At 67.0% G+C, this 18,857-nt stretch carries 16 protein-coding genes and 1 pseudogene; 10 read left to right on the forward strand and 7 right to left on the reverse strand.

Annotation, left to right across the window (positions count from 1 at the left end; genetic code table 11):
• Window positions 1-2: 2 nt before the first annotated feature.
• Window positions 3-863: a phytanoyl-CoA dioxygenase family protein gene (locus tag G6N66_RS05835; RefSeq protein WP_085232378.1), complete on the reverse strand. Its 861-nt coding sequence runs from the start codon at window positions 861-863 to the stop codon at window positions 3-5.
• 203 nt (window positions 864-1,066) lie between these two features.
• On the opposite strand from G6N66_RS05835, the gene G6N66_RS05840 reads away from it, so the two are divergent.
• The gene (locus G6N66_RS05840) at window positions 1,067-2,563 is read left to right on the forward strand and encodes a DUF4185 domain-containing protein (RefSeq protein ID WP_085232377.1); all 1,497 of its coding nucleotides are present in this window, start codon (window positions 1,067-1,069) and stop codon (window positions 2,561-2,563) included.
• 20 nt (window positions 2,564-2,583) lie between these two features.
• Here G6N66_RS05840 and G6N66_RS05845 read toward each other — a convergent pair whose 3' ends face one another.
• Together G6N66_RS05845 and G6N66_RS05850 are read right to left on the reverse strand one after the other, a co-directional pair.
• Entirely contained in the window at window positions 2,584-3,291 is a 708-nt protein-coding gene (locus G6N66_RS05845; protein ID WP_179968256.1) for a thioesterase II family protein, read from the reverse strand.
• Window positions 3,284-4,270, reverse strand: coding sequence for an alpha/beta fold hydrolase (locus tag G6N66_RS05850; RefSeq protein ID WP_085232375.1), 987 nt, complete (start codon window positions 4,268-4,270; stop codon window positions 3,284-3,286). Before G6N66_RS05850 ends, G6N66_RS05845 begins: the two co-directional genes overlap by 8 nt.
• Window positions 4,271-4,446: 176 nt before the next feature.
• Between G6N66_RS05850 and G6N66_RS05855 the strand changes: the two genes are divergently transcribed.
• A complete protein-coding gene (locus tag G6N66_RS05855; protein ID WP_085232374.1) occupies window positions 4,447-5,721 on the forward strand; it encodes an amidohydrolase family protein in 1,275 nt (424 codons plus the stop codon).
• On the opposite strand, the gene G6N66_RS05860 is transcribed toward G6N66_RS05855, so the two are convergent.
• The gene (locus tag G6N66_RS05860) at window positions 5,718-6,599 is read right to left on the reverse strand and encodes a helix-turn-helix domain-containing protein (RefSeq protein WP_085232373.1); all 882 of its coding nucleotides are present in this window, start codon (window positions 6,597-6,599) and stop codon (window positions 5,718-5,720) included. The genes G6N66_RS05855 and G6N66_RS05860 overlap by 4 nt on opposite strands.
• Before the next feature lie 68 nt (window positions 6,600-6,667).
• Here G6N66_RS05860 and G6N66_RS05865 point away from each other — a divergent pair, with 68 nt between their 5' ends.
• From G6N66_RS05865 to G6N66_RS05880, 4 genes are read left to right on the forward strand one after another with little or no spacing between them, the layout of a single operon-like run.
• Window positions 6,668-7,597: an SDR family oxidoreductase gene (locus tag G6N66_RS05865; RefSeq protein WP_085232372.1), complete on the forward strand. Its 930-nt coding sequence runs from the start codon at window positions 6,668-6,670 to the stop codon at window positions 7,595-7,597.
• Window positions 7,594-8,397 carry an acetoacetate decarboxylase family protein gene (locus tag G6N66_RS05870; protein ID WP_085232371.1) on the forward strand — a complete coding sequence of 268 codons (804 nt, stop codon included), beginning with the start codon at window positions 7,594-7,596 and terminating at the stop codon, window positions 8,395-8,397. The genes G6N66_RS05865 and G6N66_RS05870 overlap by 4 nt, the downstream gene beginning before the upstream one ends.
• Before the next feature lie 3 nt (window positions 8,398-8,400).
• Window positions 8,401-9,615: an amidohydrolase family protein gene (locus G6N66_RS05875; protein ID WP_085232370.1), complete on the forward strand. Its 1,215-nt coding sequence runs from the start codon at window positions 8,401-8,403 to the stop codon at window positions 9,613-9,615.
• A 14-nt stretch (window positions 9,616-9,629) separates the two neighbouring features.
• A complete protein-coding gene (locus G6N66_RS05880) occupies window positions 9,630-10,910 on the forward strand; it encodes an amidohydrolase family protein (protein WP_085232369.1) in 1,281 nt (426 codons plus the stop codon).
• A gap of 563 nt (window positions 10,911-11,473) precedes the next feature.
• Here the strand turns inward: G6N66_RS05880 and G6N66_RS29305 are convergent.
• Window positions 11,474-11,929, reverse strand: a pseudogene (locus tag G6N66_RS29305) (arsenate reductase/protein-tyrosine-phosphatase family protein); the annotation flags it as partial.
• Between the two features lie 181 nt (window positions 11,930-12,110).
• Between G6N66_RS29305 and G6N66_RS05890 the strand changes: the two are divergent.
• Window positions 12,111-13,280, forward strand: a complete 1,170-nt coding sequence (locus G6N66_RS05890; protein WP_085232368.1) for a glycosyltransferase — start codon at window positions 12,111-12,113, stop codon at window positions 13,278-13,280.
• Between the two features lie 32 nt (window positions 13,281-13,312).
• Here the strand turns inward: G6N66_RS05890 and G6N66_RS05895 are convergent, their stop codons facing one another.
• The gene (locus G6N66_RS05895; RefSeq protein ID WP_085232367.1) at window positions 13,313-14,101 is read right to left on the reverse strand and encodes a DUF6065 family protein; all 789 of its coding nucleotides are present in this window, start codon (window positions 14,099-14,101) and stop codon (window positions 13,313-13,315) included.
• Between the two features lie 261 nt (window positions 14,102-14,362).
• Here G6N66_RS05895 and G6N66_RS05900 point away from each other — a divergent pair, with 261 nt between their 5' ends.
• Window positions 14,363-15,892 carry a serine hydrolase domain-containing protein gene (locus G6N66_RS05900; RefSeq protein WP_085232366.1) on the forward strand — a complete coding sequence of 510 codons (1,530 nt, stop codon included), beginning with the start codon at window positions 14,363-14,365 and terminating at the stop codon, window positions 15,890-15,892.
• Window positions 15,893-15,896: 4 nt separating this feature from the next.
• Here the strand turns inward: G6N66_RS05900 and G6N66_RS05905 are convergent, their stop codons facing one another.
• Window positions 15,897-16,652: a M15 family metallopeptidase gene (locus G6N66_RS05905; protein ID WP_372515589.1), complete on the reverse strand. Its 756-nt coding sequence runs from the start codon at window positions 16,650-16,652 to the stop codon at window positions 15,897-15,899.
• Between the two features lie 325 nt (window positions 16,653-16,977).
• Here G6N66_RS05905 and G6N66_RS05910 point away from each other — a divergent pair, with 325 nt between their 5' ends.
• On the forward strand, window positions 16,978-17,994 hold the full coding sequence (locus G6N66_RS05910; protein ID WP_372515588.1) for an MlaE family ABC transporter permease: 1,017 nt from the start codon (window positions 16,978-16,980) through the stop codon (window positions 17,992-17,994).
• Window positions 17,994-18,854 carry an MlaE family ABC transporter permease gene (locus G6N66_RS05915; protein ID WP_085232364.1) on the forward strand — a complete coding sequence of 287 codons (861 nt, stop codon included), beginning with the start codon at window positions 17,994-17,996 and terminating at the stop codon, window positions 18,852-18,854. Before G6N66_RS05910 ends, G6N66_RS05915 begins: the two co-directional genes overlap by 1 nt.
• Window positions 18,855-18,857 lie beyond the last annotated feature (3 nt).

The following is an 18,857-nucleotide window of genomic DNA, read 5'->3' on the forward strand; positions in this document are numbered from 1 at the left end:
CCCTAGCGGTCGGGCGCGTTTTCCAGCAGTCGGAGCGGGTGCAGCCCGTCGACCGCGCCCACGAACGGCGGGTGGATGCTGTACCCGAGCATGCGGCGAATGTCATCGGAGACCTCGCGAGCGATCTCGCGCGATATCGATAACGTGAAGGCCTCCATCGGTCGCAGCCACGGTTGGCAGTACTGGGCGGTGACGGCCAGACGCTCGCGCGTGGTGGCGTTGGCGCCTCCGCCATGCCACAAGGTGCCCACGAAAAAGACGCAGGAGCCGGCGGGCATCACGACGGGCATCGCGTGATCCTTGGAACCCGGCCGACGCTTGCCCCAGCGGTGGCTGCCCGGATACAGCACCGTGGCGCCGTTGTCGGCCGTGAAGTCGTTGATCGCCCAGATCGTCGCCGCCGCCAGGGGTGCCCGCGGCCGCGGAATCGGATAGAAGCCGTCGTCGTGGTGCGCCAGTTGCGCGGCCTCCCCGGGCTGAATGTTGATGGCCTGCAACGCCGAAAGCAGGTAGTTGGGCATCAGCAGCCGATCGAGCACCGCCAGCACCCGTGGGTTGTCGACCAGGCGGTCGCACACCCGTGTCCTGCTCAGCAAGCTATAGATGCGCTGGGTGCGTCGGCCCTCGAACGAGTTGCGTCCGGTGTGCGCCAGCCATGGGCGTACGATCTCGCGGATTTGGCCGCACTGGTCCGCGGTGAGCAGGTTCTCCCAGATGACGTAGCCGTCGCGGTCGAGCGCGGCCAGGTCGGCCTCGACGATCGCGCTGTCGACCGATTTCCCGCCGGTTGGCGTCCGCTTGTACCGCTGCGCCAGATCGCCGCGGAGGTCCTCCAGCGTTGTGACGGACTGATCGTCGATCATCGGTGCTTGTCCTGTCGGCTCTTCGAATCGTCTGCCTCTGACCAGACTAAACCGCAGGAACGATCGCATCGAAACAACGGAACCGTCATGGCGGGTCGCAACGCGGTCACAAGTGCATATCCATCTTGGCAAGCCAAAAATCGTGACTTCACACAGGTCACAATCGTCACATCTACATGTTGCGGGTTTCCGGAAGGTGTGACATGTCGGCAGTTTCCCGGCTGGCCGCGGCGGCGGTTGCGGCCGCGGTGGTTTTCGTCACCCCGATCGTCGTGCTTTGTCCGGCAAGCGCCGACCCGTGTGCCCAGACGCTGCCCAGTCCGGGACCCGCTGGCGCGGTCCCACCGAAGATTTTTGTGCCGCGCGCTCCGGGGCCGGTGGAACACATACCAAGCGGGCGTAAGCCGGCCGGTGCGCAGGACCAGGCGCCCCCGCCCGAGGTGGGCCCGCTCCCGCCGGATGCCTCGCTCGCCAGTCCGCCGACGTCCGCGCCGTGGGAGAACCAGGCCGAGGTGATACCGGGCCCCACTCCTCCGGGCACGCCCGATCAGGCCGCGCCGAACCGGAATGGCCCGAATCCGGCCGCGCACGCCGAAGTTCCGGCGCCGGCGGCGCCGGCGCCGGCGCCTGCCGCCGCCGTCGCGGTCCCGTCCACCTCATTCGTCGGTTGGATAAACGGACCGGTCAGCCCCAATGACACCTTCAATCGTTTCGCGATCTCCGGCGCCGATCTCGGAATCATGTGGGACAACGGCGATCCCAACAACGACCAAACGCTCCTGGCCTTCGGCGACACGTTCGGCGACTGCGGCGTCCCCGGTCAGCAATGGCGATCCAACACCTTGTTGCGCAGCAGCGACCGAACACTGACCGATGGCCTTTATGTGCCGGATCCCGTCCCGGACACCGTGGCCGGCGCGAACTACGGGGGCTCTCCGGTCACCCAAAACCCAGCCATCCCAGGCAAATACAACTTTTCAAGGCAGATCATTGCCAGTCTCGGGATCGCTCCGACCGAGGTGACGATCATCCCTACCGCCGGCATCTCGGTCGGGAGCCGGCAATACATCAACTTCATGTCCATCAGGCGGTGGGGAAATCCGGGCCAGTGGACGACCAACTTTTCGGCGCTGGCGGTTTCCGACGACAACGGGCAGACGTGGAGCGCCAAACGTGCGACCGTCCGTTGGCCGTGGTGGGGAAACCAGAAGTTTCAGCAGGGCGCCTTCGTTAGGCCGGGCGATGGCTACCTCTATTCGTTCGGCACCCCGTCCGGGCGGGGCGGGCCGGCGTACGTCGCGCGTGTCCGAGAGGGCTCGGAGCTAGACCTGACGAAATACCAATATTGGGGCAAGCAATGGTGGAACTTCTTCGGGTCCGATTCGTGGGTTACGAACAAGCCGTTCGCGGCACGGGTGGTGATTCCGGCGCCGGTGAGCGAAATGTCGGTCCAATACAACACGTATCTCAACAAGTTCGTGGCGATGTACTGCAACGGCTCCAACAACGTTGTCATGCGGACGGCGCCGGCTGCACAGGGGCCGTGGAGCTCGCCCCGGACGCTGGTGACGTCGAAACAACTTCCCGGCGGCATCTACGCCCCGTTCATGCATCCGTGGACGACCGGCAAGGACCTCTATTTCAGCCTCTCGCTCTGGTCGGCCTACAGTGTGATGCTCATGCATACGGTGCTGCCGTAGCGCCGTCGAGTGCCGCCCGGCTAGGCCGCCGCGATCGTCGATAGCAGCGGCCGAAGTGTGCTGAACAGCGGCTGCCGGTCCCGGATATAGAAGTGGCCGCCGCGAAGGATTTGGACGGAGAAGTCTGTCGTTGTCCGCGAACGCCACTCGTGCAAGTCGGATTCACTCACCAGGGGGTCTTCGCTGCCGCCAAAGACGTGGATCGGGCAGGACAGTTCCGCCGCGCCCTGTTCCTCGTCTGTCATGCATAGCCGCAAGTCGTGTCGAGCGGCGGTCACGGCACGCTCGCGCAGGGTGGGCCAGCGGGTAAGTCCCGCAGGCAGGCCGCCGAGATCGGACAGCAGCGTCGCGAGTTGTTGGTCGTCGAGCAGATCCACCACATGCAGGGGCGGTGGGAGATGCGGTGGGGCGTAGGCGGATAGGAACACCGCGCGCGGCAGCGGGGACCCGTGCTCCGCGCGCACGCACGCCAACCGGTATGCCACCAGGGCGCCGAAACTGTGGCCGAAGAACACATGTGGTTGATCGAGGGCGGATCCCAGCTGGGCGTCCAGCACGTCGATGAGCTCGCGCAGCTTGCCGAAGCGCTCGCGGTTGGCGACCTCGACCGGGATCACCTCGACCGTCGGGCCCAGCGCCTTGCCCCAGGAGTTGAAGGCCAGTCGGCCGCCCCCGGCGTGATGAAAGCAGAACAGCCGCACCGTGTCACCCGCCCCAGGGTTAAGCAAGGTCGGATTCGTGTTCGTCGCCGGCGTACTGACTTACGCCGGTCTGCAGCGCGACCCGCATCAGCTCCGCGTCGTAGGCGAACGGTTCGGTCGAGTCGATGAATTTTTCGACGGTCGCCACGAAGCGGTCCGGGTGGGTGTCGTGCGGGACGTGTCCGGATTGTTCGAAGATCTCCAGGCGCGAACCGGGAATCTGCTCGTGGGCCACGTGAGCGTGGCTGACCGGGATGATCGGGTCGTCCTCGCCCCAGATGATCTGCACCGGCAGGCCCGGCATCAGATAGGTGCGGTCCAGCATCGTGACGTACTGGCCGCGCGTGTCGACGACCCCGCGCAGCGTGCGTGCGAAGGCGGCCACCGCACCCGGTTTGCGCAACCCGTCGACGAGGCGGGGCAGACTCGCCACGTCGCTGCCGAATCGTGTTGAGCCCATGGCGTTTCCGAGTGCGCGGGTGATGAGTTGCACCGCGGGGAGCGCGCCGGGCAGCTTCAGCACCGACAGGGCCTCGGCGCCCATCGGCATGGCAGCCAAACGCAACGCGAGGCTGACGTCTTTCGTCACGCCGCCCGCGCTGACCAGCACGATGCGCTCGACAAACTGCGGATATTGATACGCGAACTGTGCCGCGAGGCCGCCGCCGAACGAGTGCCCGACGAGCGTGACACGGTCGATGTCGAGTGCGGTGAGCAGGTCACGCAGGCCGTTGGCAAAAGACGCCAATGAGTAGTCGGCACGCGGCTTGTCGGATTCGCCGTGGCCCAACAGGTCGGGGGCGATGACGGTGAATCGTTGGGCGAGCTGGGCGTGGACGGGCTGCCACGTCGTGGAGCTGTCGCCGACGCCGTGCAGCATGACGATGACCGGGCCCGAGCCGGCGATCCGGAAGGCGCGGCGGTGGCCGTGGATGGTGCGGAATTGCAGCGACGGCGCGGCGATGTCCCGTACCGGCCGCAGGTGGCGGTGTGCAGGATCCCGCATGGTCTTTCCTCTCTCTGGTGCGCCGGGGCGTTAAGAGAAGCTTCCCGGGGAGCCCTTGCAAAATCCTTGCGGAATCCTTGTGACCTGCGCGCGAGCGGCGGTCGGCCCTTCGGCGACTTCCGACCTGGCCAGGTTCGCCCCGAGTCCTATACTCGATCTACCGACGAGAGGGTGCGATGAGTACAACCTGGGACACCTTGGATCGCTATGTCGTCATTTCGACAGACACCCATGCCGGAGCGGATCTGTACGGCTACAAGCCGTATCTCCCGGCGCATCTCCACGAGGATTTCGACGACTGGGCCAAGGCCTATGCCAGCCCGTTCGACGATCTGATCGTCGCCACCGCGGCCCGCAACTGGGACCACGAGATGCGGATGTCCGAGATGGACGCCGACGGGGTGGCCGCCGAGGTGTTGCTGCCCAACACGGTCCCTCCGTTTTTCCCGTCCACGCCCAACATCACCATCAGCCTGCCCCGCACCCGTGCCGAGTTCGAGAAGCGTTGGGCCGGTGTGCAGGCCCACAACCGGTGGCAGATCGACTTCTGTTCGTTGGCCCCGGCCCGACGCCGCGGGTTGATTCAGATCTTTCCCAACGACGTCGACCTGGCCCTGGAAGAAATCCGCTGGGGTGCGGAGCAGGACTGCTTTGGTGGTGTCCTGATTCCGGCGGTCTCGCCCGGTGACCCGCTGGTGGCCCCGCTCTTTCACACCCGCTACGAACCGATCTGGGCGCTGTGCGAGGAGTTGGACCTGACGGTGGTGCAGCATGCGGGCGCCGGCAGTCCCGAGATGCCGATGGACCAGCCGGCGTCCAACGCGGTGTTGATCACCGAGATGGCGATGTGGGCGCAGCGCACCGTCGGACACCTGATCCTGGCCGGGGTCTTCGAGCGCTACCCGGCGCTGCGATTCGTCCCGACCGAGCAGGGCACCTACTGGGTGCCGGGCCAAATCGGCATGCTCGACGCGATGGTTCCCACCATGAAATCCGAGGCCGGCAACCGCACGTACGGGATGTTCGGCGGCTCATCGGTCGACGCGCTGACGCTGACACCGAGCGAATACGTCAAGCGGAACTGCTATTTCGCCACCGAGCTGACGCCGTTCGAGTCCGGAGTGGTCGATTACGTGGGCCCGGACCACGTCATGTGGGGCAGTGACTATCCGCACGAGGAAGGCTTTTCGCCGCACTCCAAGCTGGCCATTCGTTGGGCGCTGCACAACCGGTCGCAGGACGACTGCCGAAAGATCTTGGGCGGCACCGCCGGTCGGCTCTACCGATTCGATCTCGATGCGCTGGTGCCGGTGGCGGCCGAGATCGGTCCCACGGTCGACGAGGTGCACACTCCGCTCGAGGACACCGGCTATCGCGCCCCGGCCGCGTTCGGCTACCGACCATTCGAAGGGGGCCTGGCCCTCAAGCGGCTGGCTCCGGAACGGCGTTAGCCGGTTAGTGCGGCGCTCAGCCGACTGGTCGCGGCGCAGAGCTGCGTCCCCAGACGGGTGACCGCCGCGCCGCTCATCGGCTCGGCGCTGGGAACCAGGCTGAGCATCAGTGCGATGCGCGATTCCGATTCGAGGATCGGGGAGTCGATATGGCTCACCTCGTAGTTGTCGTCCGGGTCCAGGCTGATCGGGAACCACTCCTCCTGATGGATCAGCTCGTCGGTCAACTCCTGCGCCAGTTGGCTGAGCCGGGTGGAACGTACCTCGGCGCTGCGCACGATCTGCGCCAGTTCCCGCAGACGCAGATCGGGCAGGATGTGCAGACCGACCGCATAGCCGCGCTGCTTAGCGGCGGTGATGGCCTGCCGGTAGCGATCGCGCACGTCGTCGGGCAGGGCGGCCAGCCAGCGCTCCCGAGCCTGCGGCCCGGCCCAGGCGACGGTCGACGCCCCATACGGCGGGCGGTGCGGGAACTGGGTGCCGATGGGCATCGGGTGACCGCCGTGACGGCTTCGGACCTGGTCGACGACGGTGGCGCAGTCCTCGCTGACCGAGAAGGCAACGCAGTGTGCGCCCGTCGCGGCCGACAGCTCGGCCATCGCCGAGCGGGCCAACACCAGGGCCGGATAGCGGGTGGCCGCTTCGTGGCCGAGTCGGACCAGAGCGGGTCCGAGGTGGTAGGTCTTGCGGACCGGGTCGCGCAGCAGCCAGCCCGCCCGCAGGAGTTCGGACAGCATCGAGTGGCAGCTGGCCTTGTGGACACTCAGGTGGCGTGACACCTCGGCCAACGTCATGCCCGTCGCGCCCGCGCTGCCATCCATCAGCTGCTCGAACAGGTTCACGACCCGTTCGGTCTGCGGGGAGGGACGCGGAGCCATAGGCCCTAATGGTCGCATAATGCGACTTGTTGCGGTGATATACGCGACCATGTGACCATTGCCACACAATGAGGGAGCTGGCGGGCAAGGTGGCGGTCGTGACCGGCGGAGCCGGCGGCATCGGCCGGGCCATGGGCCGCCGTTTCGGCCAAGAGGGCATGAAGGTGGTGCTGGCCGATGTCCTCGCGGAACCACTCGGCGAGGCGACCCGGGCGCTCGCCGACGAGGGCATCGAGGCGCTCGGCGTGGTCACCGACGTCACCGACTATTCGTCGGTCGAGGCGCTGGCCAAGGAGGCGCTCGATCGCTTCGGCGCCGTGCACGTGGTGTGCAACAACGCCGGCACGGGTGGGGTCTCCGAGGGTTACATGTGGGAACACGACCTGGCCGATTGGCACTGGGGGATCGACGTCAACGTGCTGGGCGTCATCCACGGCATCAAGGCTTTCGTGCCCATCCTGCTCGAGCAGGGCGAAGGGCACGTGGTAAACACCTGCTCGGGCAACGGCGGGTTCGCGCCCATCGCCCGGGGGGCCATGGGTGGCCCGGCGACGGCGGTCTATCCGATGACCAAGGCCGCGGTGCTCTGCCTGACCGAAAGCCTCTACACCCATCTGGAGATGACCGGGACACGGGTGCGGGCGCACGTCCTTTTCCCCGGCGGCTTTCTGAACACCGGCATCTGGGAGTCGTGGCGGCACCGTCCGCAGCGCTACGCCGCGACCCAGCAACGCCGCACACCGGAGTCGACGCTGGAAAGCGTGGTGGCCCGCTTTGAGGCCGCCGGCGCGCACGTCGAGTTCACCCCGCTCGAGACGGTGGCCGATCAGGTTATCGACGGGATCCGGGCGGACCGGTTTTGGATGATGGGTCCGCCCACATCCTCCGATCAGGTGGTGAGCGCCAAGGCGGCGTCCATCCTCAATCGCGGCGAGCCTGACTATCTGGTCGACGTCCTGGGCAAGCATGCCGAGCAAACCGAAGGAGAAACACGTTGAGTGCCAACGCAGTTCGATACGGTGCCCGCCCGCCCGAGGCGCAGGTCGACCACGAGATCGACGCCACCAAGGCGCCCATCGCCACCGAGGCGATCACCATCACCTATCTCACCGATCCGGAGATCGTCGCGGCCGTGTTGCCCAAGCCGTTAGAACCCGCGGCCGAACCGCTGGTGCGAATCCAGCTGCAGCGGGTTCGGATCGAGGGCAGGCCGCCGTTCGGGTCGGCTGTGTTTTCGGTGACCGCCCGGCACGGTGAACTCGAGGGCGACTATCCGCTCTTCATGCCCCAGTCCACCGAGCAGTCGGTCACGGGTGGACGCGAAACATTCGGTGAGCCAAAGAAACTGGCCCACATCGAGGTGGAGCGCGACGGCGATCGCGTCGCCGCCAGCATCGACCGGCTGGGCTATCAGCTCATCACGGTGAACGGTCAGATCACCGGCCCGGCGGAGTTGCCGCCCGACCAGGTGAACACCGAGTTCTACTTCAAGTTCCTGCGTGCGCCCGACGGCAGCGGCATCACCGACCCGCATCTGGTCTACGGCGAGTACCACCGGCACTACGAGCTGCTCGAGAACATCGACGGCACAATCGAATTGGGGGAGTCGCCGCTGGACCCGGTGGCCGACATCGTGGTCCGTCAGCTCGGATCGATCACCTGGTGTCGTCGGCGCACCGTCCAGGTGGGCCGGATCGCGACGCCGGTGCCGCAGGACTGGCTGCTGCCGTATGTGCATCAGCGCTACGACGACGTGGCACTGCTCGCTGCCCCCCGGCCCGAGCCGACGCGGGTATAGCGCATGGACCGGTACACGGTCATTTCGGCTGACTGCCATGCCGGCGCGGACCTGCTCGACTACCGCGCGTACCTCGATCCGCAGTACCGGGACGAATTCGACGGCTGGGCAACGACATACGTCAACCCCTTCGGTGACCTCACCGAGGCCGACGCCGAGCGCAACTGGAACAGCGATCGGCGCAACTCCGATTTGGATGCCCAAGGCATCGCGGGGGAGGTGCTCTTCCCCAATACCGTGCCCCCCTTCTTTCCGCAGGCGAGTCTGGCTGCCCCCCAGCCGGAGTCGGGCCGGGAGCTGGAGCTGCGCTGGGCCGGGCTGCGGGCGCACAACCGCTGGCTGGCCGACTTCTGTTCGTTGTCGCCCGAGCGGCGCGCCGGGGTGGGCCAGATCCTGCTGGGGGACCTCGACGAAGCCATCGCCGAGATAGCCCGGATCGCCAAGCTGGGGCTGCGCGGCGGTGTGCTGCTGCCCGGGATCCCCCCGGGCAGTGGCATCCCCCAGCTCTACGCCGAGCACTGGGCTCCGCTCTGGGCGGCATGCGCCGAGGCGGGTGTGGTGATCAACCACCACGGCGGCAACGCCGGACCCAACCCGACGGACGGGTGGGGCAGCGCGTTCGCCGTCTGGGTGTACGAGACGCACTGGTTTGCGCACCGGGCGCTGTGGCATTTGATCTTCAGCGGCGTGATGGATCGTCATCCGGATCTCACCGTGGTCTTCACCGAGCAGGGCGCCGGCTGGATACCGGCGACCCTCGACTCGCTCGACGTGGCCGCGGCCCGGTACGCGCGGGCGAGCTCGGCGATCGCCCGCTTCGCGGGGCCCACCGCCGGCTCGCTGACGCTGCGGCCCAGCGAGTACTGGGCCCGCCAGTGCTACGTCGGCGCCAGCTTCATGCGGCCCGTCGAATGTGCGCAGCGCCACGGCATCGGTGTTGACCGGATCATGTGGGGGAGCGACTACCCGCACCTGGAGGGCACCGCTCCCTACACCCGGGAGGCGTTGCGGCACACGTTCTCCTGCGTTCCAAGTGACGAGGTGGCGGCCATGGTGGGGCGGAACGCAGCCGCGGTTTACGGCTTCGACCTCGAATGCCTTGCGCCACTTGTCAATCGAATCGGCCCGACGGTGGCCGAGGTCGCCGAGCCGCTGGCTGCCGTGCCCGCCGACGCGAGCAGCACCGTCTTCGAGCCCGATCCCATCCGGGCCTGGTAAGCGAGAGGACTCCCATGAACGACGCGGCGCCCTACCTGATCATCTCCGCCGACACCCACGCCGAGCTGCCCACCGAGCAGTATCGCGACTACATCGACCCGGAATACCGGGACGACTTCGAGGCCTTCCTCGCCGAGAAGATCGCCGCCGCGGCGCAGGCCAGCGGCTTCATCGACGAACAGTTCGCGCAGACGTGGTTCGACGAACACGGCGACGGCATCGCGGGCGGCTGGGACGTCGCCCAGCGCGACCGCGAACTCGACGGGGACGGCGTCGCCGGCGAGGTCATCTTTCCCGACGCCGACGCCGTCACCGGGGTCGCCGGGGCCCCGTTCGGCGCGGGCCTGGGGCAGTCCGGCGACCTGGACCCGGGACGTGCCATGGCCGGGGCGCGGGCCCACAACCGCTGGCTGGCCGAACTGTGCAGCTGCAGCCCGGAGCGACGGGCCGGGGTTGCGGTGATTCCGATACTGGCGGACGTCGACGCGGCGGTGGCCGAGATCGCGCGCGCGGCCGAGGCCGGGCTGCGCGGCGGAATCATGATCCCGGTGCTCTGGGGTGACTATCCGCCCTACCATGACCGGCGTTACGACAAGGTCTGGGCCGCCTGCCAGGACTTGCAGATGCCAGTGCACACCCACGTCGGTCCCGCCCCGAGCGAGCAGTACGGCCCACACCTTGGCATCTACACGACCGAGGTGCGCTGGTGGGGAGTCCGGCCGCTGTGGTTCGCGTTGTGGGCCGGCGTGTTCGAGCGGTTCCCGAACCTGCGCTGGGGAGCCACCGAGTGCGGCGCCTACTGGGCCAACGATCTGTTGTGGCTGATGGACACCCGGTTCATGCGCGAGCACTCGGCCAAGAAAATGAGCCGTCTGCTGGAGGGCGATCTGACGATGCCGCCCTCGGCGTACTTCGACCGGAACTGCTTCATCGGTGCCACCACCACCGAACGCCGCGAACTGGCCCGGCGCTACGAGATCGGCGTGCCAAACATGTTGTGGGGCAACGATTATCCGCACCCGGAAGGAACATGGCCGCACACCCGCGACTGGCTGCGGCGCTCGTTCTGGGACATTCCCATCGACGAGACTCGGCAGATCCTCGGGCTTACCGCGGCGCAGGTGTACAACTTCGATACGCAAGCCCTCGCCGGTCTGGTGGAGCGCATCGGCCCCACTCCCCAGGACCTGGGCCAGGACGATGCGGTGAGCATCCCCAAGTGGGAGGCGGCCCGCGCGGCCGGACGTCACTGGCTGACGGACGCCGAACCGATACCCGATCTCGTGCAGAACTGAGTCGGTGCGGTGCAACCCAAACGAAGGGCCTAGCGGCCCCGCTGGGGGGCACAGTCGTCGAGCCGCGCGCGGTCGCTGATATCCAGGACCTCCACGTCGTATCGGTCGGACAACTCCTGGCCGAACGCCACGGCCTCGGCGCCGCCGTCCGTGTCGAGTAGGCCGAGCTCGATGATGGTGCCCCCACGCGCCCGGTACTCGGCACGGGGGCTGATCGTCAGCGACGGCAGCGGCCGAAACGCCTGCACGTCGGACAAGACAACCTTGCCGACGACCAGATACGACCACGGCGGGTCCACCACCCCCATGCGCGCCGCGTCGCGCTGCGCTCTGGGAAACCCGCGTGCCCGCGCGATCAGGTCCGCGACCTCGATGTCGGCGTACCAGCCGCACTCGCACCCCGGAGCGGGCGGCACGTGCCCGGGGATGGAGCATCCGGCATCACACGATTTGGTCGGCCACGAGATGTGCGAGTTGTACGGAGATCTGAGCACGTCCCCGGCGATGCCGGTCCAAAAGCGAAAGCCCACCGCGGTTTCCAAGCGGCCGAAATCGGGTGCGGTCAGGCGCTCGTCGAGCCACTCGTGCAGCGCGGGCATCGCGGCCTCGATAGCCGCGAAGGCATGCTCGAAGTCGGCACCGAAGATGGGGTTCCGAACGTCGACGCACGTCAGCCTTTCGCCATCAAGCCCGCACGCCCGCAACATCGGAACGTGTTCGCGACCCAGCGCAACCACCAGATCAGCGCCCAGGTGCTCATCGCCGACCAGCGCGGCCCGATGATCGGCCGGCACCGGGTAGCCATGCTCACCCAGCACCGAGCACGCCTGCTCGTCGGCGCTGTCACCCACACAAGCGGCCGTGCCGGCACTGGACACCCGCACCAGATCGCCGAGACCACGCTCCCGCAGCTGCTCCGCGAACAACACGGCGGCCATCACCGATCGAGCGCGATTGAAGCTGCACACAAACGCGACGTGCAGCCGCGGGCCGCTTCCCCGGCAGCGCGGCGAGGTCATCGGGGCCTCCACATCGAAGTAGCTCGGCTCGAAAGATTCGAGTCACGTACAACTTACCGGCCACGACGGCGACGCGTTCGGCCTCGGGCCGGTGGCGCGTGCAAGGATGGCGCCCGATGGACCGAGACGCACCGGATCTGGTGAGGAGGCGACGCTCGATGCCGGTTCGGCAGGACCCGCGATGAAATTCGCGTTGGCAACCGTGGGATCGCGGGGAGATGTCGAGCCGTTCGCCGCCGTCGGTCGCGAGCTGCAGCGGCGCGGGCACGAGGTGCGCCTGGCGGTCCCGCCCAACTATCTCGGCTTGGTCGAGTCGGCCGGTCTTGCCGGGGTGGCCCACGGCCCGGACCAGGCGGCGCGAAATGCGGAGCTACTGCGCAAGTACGGAGAATCGCCGAGTCCGCTCAGCATGGCGTTGGAAATCATGAACGATGTCAGCCTGCTGTGGCCGATGCTGGGTGCCGCGTTGACGTCGCTGGCAGAGGGGGCTGACCTGTTGTTGGCGGACCTCAGCGAACAGCGGCTGGCCGCCAATGTCGCTGAGTACTACGACATTCCGCTGGCCGCGCTGCAGTTCTACCCGATAGCGCCAGCAGCCACGAGTTGGGACGTCACCAAAGACGCCGAAGACGCCCAACGTCGGGAGCTAGGTCTGCCAGCTGAAATGGGAGACTCGACGGGCCAATTGCTGGCGATCCAGGCCTACGACGAGTTCTTCTTCCCGGGGCTGGCGGCGGAATGGCATGGCGACTCCCACCGTCCCTTCGTTGGAGGGCTGACGCTGGAACTGCCGATGGAGGCCGACGACGAGGTGACGTCGTGGATTGCCGAGGGATCACCGCCGATCTATTTCGGCTTTGGCAGCACCCGAGTGGCGTTTCCTGCCGACGCATACGCGACGATCAGCGGAGCATGTGAGCAGTTGGGCGAGCGGGCGCTGATTTGCAGTGGCACAACCGATTTCGCCGGTGTCCCACAGCTCGACCACGTCAAGGTTGTCGGCGCTGTGAACCATTCTGCCGTCTTTCCGGCCTGTCGCGCCGTCGTCCACCACGGCGGTCCGGGCACCACGTTCGCCGGCATCCGAGCCGGCGCCCCGACGCTGATCCTGGCGATCTCGGTCGATCAGCCGCTGTGGGCCGACGCGGTCAACCAACTGCGGCTGGGCGTTGGGCGGCGCTTCGCCGAGACCACCCAGGCATCGCTGGAGGAGGACCTGCGGTCCATCCTCACGGCGCAGTGCGCGAGGCGAGTCCGTGAGGTCGCCGCCCAGATGACGACACCTGCCGAAAGTGCGGCCAGGGCGGCCGATCTGCTGGAGGACGCCGCGCGCCTCGGACGTGTCAGCTGATCGGTGTTGCGCCGCAATGCCTTTCGTGACTCCTATGCCGGCGGCTGCTCGTGTTGTGCGAATGAACGAAGGTGACGGCGAGTCTGATGGTCCGGGGTTCCGGCTTCGCCGTCGCTGTGTCTGCCTCGCGTGTAGTCGGCTTCCCACTCCGGTTGCTGACCCGCGGCGACCCTGGCTTCCTGCTCGGAATGATCTCGCGCGTTGCGTGACCGAAGAAAATGTTCATACTTGCGTTGCAGATCCGCGTCGGATTCGATGCGCCTGACCTCGGGCGCGAACTTTTCGAGGTCGTTGCGGCGCTGCGGGACGATCATGCAGATCGGCTCGCCGACCTCGAATCGCACCGGCATCATCTTGCGGGTGAACTTCCAGTTCATGCTGAAACTCGCACTCGCCCAGTCGGTTTCGACGATGCCCTCCAACGGGCACACCGCGTCCTTCGGATAGTTCGCCGGCCCGCGGGCCAACAGGTTGTAGCCCGGCGGGGTGCGAAACAGGAATGGGAGGTGCCAGGTCAAAATGCCGTTGCCGAAATGGCTGGCGGGCAGCAGTTGCCCGGCGTCACGCTTATCGGGCGCGATCATCACATCCACGCCCTGCTGACCGAGCCACGTGGCGGTGAACGCGCACGGGTTGCGCAGCTCCCAGCCGCTCTGGTTGGCGATAAGCATTGGCAGACACCGACTCGGCCAACCCGTGCGCCTCTCGGTTATCTCTGACATCCAGGTCCGGCCGATCGGTGCCGGGGCGATCTGCGGCGCGTTGTCGCGCGTCGTGAACGCGAACAGGGGGAGGTCCGACGCGTCGGACTCGTCACTCATCCGTACCTCGATTAGCTGGGGACACCCGTTGCCACGGACGGCGACTTCGGCGCGCCGACAATCCGTCGAGTACTTTACCTACCGCTCGCGGCGAAGGACGTGGACCGCGACCGGCACCCGGTAGAACCGGTGCGTTCAGATTGTCGTCATCGAGATTTTATGGCGGAGCCATTGAGGCTGCTGCTTGACAAGCCGATCCGCCGGACCCAGCATCGGGGCGAGACCAGCTACGGAATCCAGTGAACGCGGCGGCGGGGAATCATGCGTGAGTCAGTGCGAAAGGCCGCTGGCGCTGTATTGGTCTGCCTGGCACTCGTTGCGGCGTGCTCGCGCGGTGATGCGGCACAGCCGGCGCCAACCGACAGTCCGAAGACAACGACGTCACCGCCTCCGTCGGCTCCGACGCCCGAACTCGTGACACCGTCCAAGCCGCCCGACGCCGCGCCGGCAGCCGATTTCGCGAAGGTCTCCAAGCTGATCAACGATGCGATCGCCGCTAACAAACTGCCCGGTGCGGTGCTTGTCGTCGGACACGGCGGCACCGTCGCCTTCCACCAGGCCTACGGCTCGCGCAAACTCGACGGCGAACCCGGTCTGGATGGGTTGCCGGCGGCCGCCGAGCCCATGACCGAGGACACGATCTTCGACCTGGCGTCGCTGACGAAGAGCCTCGCAACGGCGACGGCGGTCATGCAGCTTTACGAGCAGGGCAAGGTCGCGGTCGACGATACCGTTGAGCAATACCTGCCCGACTTCAACACCGCGAATGATCCACGGCGCGCGCAGGTGACCGTTCGGATGTTGCTCACCCACACGTCGGGCGAAACGGGGGACGTCAATCTGGGGGAGCCGTGGGGACTCGACGAAGCCAACAAAGCCGAAGGAATTCATCGCGCGCTCACCACGCCGCTGGAATCGGGCCCCGGCCAAGGTTTTCGCTATTCCGACATCAACTTCATTCTGCTGGGCGCGCTGATCGAGAAGGTCACCGGCGAGGATCTGGACGTCTACGCCCAGCGGCACGTCTTCGACCCGCTCGGGATGACAGACACCCGCTACCTTCCCGTGGCGAAAGCCTGCGGTCCGCACACCACGATCGGAGCCGCGATCGCCTGGGCGCCCGGCCCGGAGGATCGGGCCTGTCCGGACGGCACCTGGGACACTCATCTCTTATCGCGCATCGCGCCGACCGCCCGTGACGAAGAGAGCCGGGGCGAACCGGGCAGCAATCCGGACCTTGATCGCCTGCTGCGCGGCACTGTGCAGGACACCACGGCCCGGCGCATGGGTGGGGTGGCCGGACATGCCGGCGTTTTCTCGACCGCGCACGACGTCGCCGTCTTCGCGCAAGCCCTGCTCGACCGGCTGGCGGGCCGCCCGAGCCAATTCCCGTTGGCACAAGCAACTTTGGAGCTGATGACGGCGCCACAGCAGCCTGGGCATACGCCTCAACAACTCAAAGCCGCCAACGATGCCGCCCGAGCGGCACTCGCCAGCAGTCCGAATCGATCCGATCCCCTGCTGGCTCCCCGCTATCCGGCGATCGCGGGGCAGAACTTGCGCGGGTTCGGCTGGGACATCGACACGGGCCTGTCCTCGGCCCGGGGGATGGTCTTTCCCATCGGTAGCTTCGGCCACACCGGCTTCACCGGAACTTCGCTTTGGCTGGACCCAGGCTCGAATACCTACCTGGTCTTGCTCTCGAACTCGATCCACACGCGGGGTAGCCCACCGATGTCGAACCTGCGGGGGGAGGTTGCGACGGCGGCGGCGCGGGCCTTGCAGTTATGAGGGCTCAGGGCCGCTCGAAGTGTTGATAGTCCAGCGCACCCGCCCACTCGCCGCCCCACCGCCAGCCGCGATCCGTGAACACGTGCACCGCCGCGTCGCCGCGGTGTAGGAGCCCTGGATCGGTGCGGCTGCGGTCCAGGTAGGCCGTGGCGTTGCGCGGTTCGAAATACCCGCTGGCGTACAGGCACGGGTTGACGAGCGGGTTGAGGTCGATCGCGCGACCGTAAGCGTGTGGAGACCAATCGTCGGTTCCGGGGATGCGTCGGCAGTTGAACGCCGAAGTGTTGTTGTCTTCCATCGACAGCTCGTCATCGGCGTCGGCGTAGTGGTCGACGGTGCGGATCTTTTCGACGGGATAACCCAGCCGGTAGAGCTGCTCGAAGATCGCGGTGACCCCCGATGCCAGCTCTTCGTGCACGATCAGCTCGCCGCGGTGGGTCTGGCCGTCGAAACCGAGGTAATCGACGCCGACCCGGCGCAGCTGGTCGGGGTCGACGGGGCAACCCGGCTGCCACGTCGTGCCGAGCTCGGCCGCGGTGACCGGTTCCACCGTCGCGCGCGTCGGCGTCGGCGGCGTGCTGGTCGACGAGGACACGGCCGGCGGCGACGGTGTGACCACCGGTGACGGCGTGGCCGCGGGCGGCGGCGGCCCGGAGGCGCACTGCGCCAGCACCAGACACGCCGCGCCCATCTGCGCCAACAAGGCAGCGGGCCGCTTAATCGGTGTCAATTTCGACGAATCCTCACCGAGTGATTTCATCCCAATCCGACGGCTGAGGTAGGGGGTTCGGTCGACGGAATCGTCGCGGTGGGGCCGCCGTGCGCGACGACGACGCCCGCGACGGCTCGCGGGCTCGTTCCCGCCCGCCTGTGAGTGGGCTACCGGAGGTGCCAAAACCGCCAACAGGCTCTCGACACGTGTGGAATTATGACGTACGTCACAGGCCACTGCCTTCCCAAGACACGGCGTCCTACCGCTGGTAGGAACGCACGTACTCGGTATCGCTGGTAAGACGCTCGACAACCAAGCTTGCATCTCTGCTGGGGTGGGAAGCCGTGACAGGCGATAAAGGAGGGATCTGTCGTTGACCGCAGGTGTACATGACGCGACAGCGGCAGATCCCGCGACCGAGGCACAAGTCAATGGGCTCCCCTTAGCCCTCGGTGTCGACGTTAATGCGCCCTCGGCCGTCGAACATGTGCGCGATGACGCGGCGGCGGTGCCCGGCGCACCAGAGGAGCGTCCGGCTGCCCCGGAAACCAGGGCGTCGATCAACCGTCACGTCGTCACGCTGCTGACCGGACCGTTGCGGTTCGGCCTGCGCCAAACCGACTCCTCGTTGCAGACGCTAGGCCGCTTCTTCGACCTGACCGCGCAGGCCTTCGCCTACCTGATCACGGATTTGATCCGGTTGCGCCACCCCTGGCGGGACACCATCAACCAGGCCTGGTTCATCATCAGCGTCACGGCGATACCCGCGTTGCTCGTCTCGATCCCGTTCGGGGTCATCGTGGCGGTGCAGGTCGGTAACTTCATCCAGCAGGTCGGCGCGTCGTCGATCTCGGGTGCGGCCGGGGGACTCGGGGTGATCCGACAGGGCGCGCCGATGGTCGCCGCGCTGCTGCTGGGCGGGGCGGCCGGTTCGGCGGTGGCCACCGACCTCGGCGCGCGCACCATTCGCGAGGAGGTCGACGCGCTGCGCGTCATGGGCATCGATCCGGTGCAGCGGTTGGTCACCCCCCGGCTGGCGGCCATCGTGTTCGTCGCGCCGGTGCTGTGCGCCTTCATCATCTTTATGGGACTGGCGGCCGGCTACGCCATCAACGTCGGCTTCCAGTCCGGCACACCGGGTAGCTACATCGCGTCGTTCGCGTCGTTCGCCAGCGTCAACGATGTCGTCGTCGCCGTGCTCAAGACCTGGCTTTTCGGCGTCGTCGTGATCCTGGTGGCCTGCCAGCGGGGGCTCGAAACCAAGGGCGGTGCGCGCGGGGTGGCCGACGCGGTCAACGCGTCGGTCGTCATCGGCGTCGTCGCGGTGTTCGTCCTCAACCTGCTGATCACGCAGGGCGTGTCGATGTCCATGCCGATGAAAGTGGGCTGATGGCGGCACCATCTCGACACCTGCCCAGGGCGTTGGCGCCCCCGCTATGGATCGCCGAACGCGGTGATTCGCTCGTCCAGCGGCTCGGGCATCAGGTCAGCTTCCTGGCACAGGTGCTCGGTGCGATCCCGCACACGCTCAAGCATTACCGACGCCAGACCGGGCTGCTGCTGGTCGACATGATCTGGGGCAACGGGTCGCTCATCGTCGGCGGCGGCACCATCGGCGTGCTGGTGTTCATGGGCGCGGCCGTCGGTGGCTCGGTGGGAATCGAAGGGTACGGCGCCCTCGACATGGTCGGCATGGGACCGCTGACCGGGTTCGTCTCGGCATACGCCAACACCCGCGAGATGGCGCCGATGATCGCCGGGATCGGCTTTGCGGCCCAGGCCGGCTGCCGCATGACCGCCGAGATCGGCGCCATGCGCATCTCCGAGGAGATCGACGCGCTGGAAGCGCTTGGCATTCAATCGATCCCGTTTGTGGTCACCACCCGGGTGATCGCCGGGATGATCACCATCATCCCGCTGTACGTGGTGACGCTGGCGCTGAGCTACGTGTCTTGCGCGATGGTGGTCAACGTGATGCACGGGCAGTCATCGGGAACCTATTACCACTACTTCGACTCGTTCATCCATCCGTCGGACGTGCTGTTCTCCGTGCTGAAGGCGCTCATCTTCGTCACGGTGATCATCGCCATCCACTGCTACCAGGGTTACTTCGCCAGCGGTGGTCCCGAGGGCGTCGGGCGGGCGTCGGGGCGCGCCATCCGGGCCAGCATCGTCACCGTGGTCGCCGCCGACATGGTGCTGACGTTGTTGTTCTGGGGCAACAACCCTGGGATCCGGATATCGGGGTAGCCG

Origin of the sequence: Mycobacterium conspicuum (assembly GCF_010730195.1) — a bacterium.
GTDB lineage: Bacteria > Actinomycetota > Actinomycetes > Mycobacteriales > Mycobacteriaceae > Mycobacterium > Mycobacterium conspicuum.

Bases quoted from the DNA above. Each gene is read 5' to 3' on its own strand.
- G6N66_RS05835 (WP_085232378.1), bottom strand. From the start codon at position 863: ATGATCGACGATCAGTCCGTCACAACGCTGGAGGACCTCCGCGGCGAT.
- G6N66_RS05840 (WP_085232377.1), top strand. From the start codon at position 1,067: ATGTCGGCAGTTTCCCGGCTGGCCGCGGCGGCGGTTGCGGCCGCGGTG.
- G6N66_RS05850 (WP_085232375.1), bottom strand. From the start codon at position 4,270: ATGCGGGATCCTGCACACCGCCACCTGCGGCCGGTACGGGACATCGCC.
- G6N66_RS05855 (WP_085232374.1), top strand. From the start codon at position 4,447: ATGAGTACAACCTGGGACACCTTGGATCGCTATGTCGTCATTTCGACA.
- G6N66_RS05860 (WP_085232373.1), bottom strand. From the start codon at position 6,599: ATGGCTCCGCGTCCCTCCCCGCAGACCGAACGGGTCGTGAACCTGTTC.
- G6N66_RS05865 (WP_085232372.1), top strand. From the start codon at position 6,668: ATGAGGGAGCTGGCGGGCAAGGTGGCGGTCGTGACCGGCGGAGCCGGC.
- G6N66_RS05875 (WP_085232370.1), top strand. From the start codon at position 8,401: ATGGACCGGTACACGGTCATTTCGGCTGACTGCCATGCCGGCGCGGAC.
- G6N66_RS05880 (WP_085232369.1), top strand. From the start codon at position 9,630: ATGAACGACGCGGCGCCCTACCTGATCATCTCCGCCGACACCCACGCC.
- G6N66_RS05890 (WP_085232368.1), top strand. From the start codon at position 12,111: ATGAAATTCGCGTTGGCAACCGTGGGATCGCGGGGAGATGTCGAGCCG.
- G6N66_RS05895 (WP_085232367.1), bottom strand. From the start codon at position 14,101: ATGAGTGACGAGTCCGACGCGTCGGACCTCCCCCTGTTCGCGTTCACG.
- G6N66_RS05900 (WP_085232366.1), top strand. From the start codon at position 14,363: ATGCGTGAGTCAGTGCGAAAGGCCGCTGGCGCTGTATTGGTCTGCCTG.
- G6N66_RS05905 (WP_372515589.1), bottom strand. From the start codon at position 16,652: ATGAAATCACTCGGTGAGGATTCGTCGAAATTGACACCGATTAAGCGG.
- G6N66_RS05915 (WP_085232364.1), top strand. From the start codon at position 17,994: ATGGCGGCACCATCTCGACACCTGCCCAGGGCGTTGGCGCCCCCGCTA.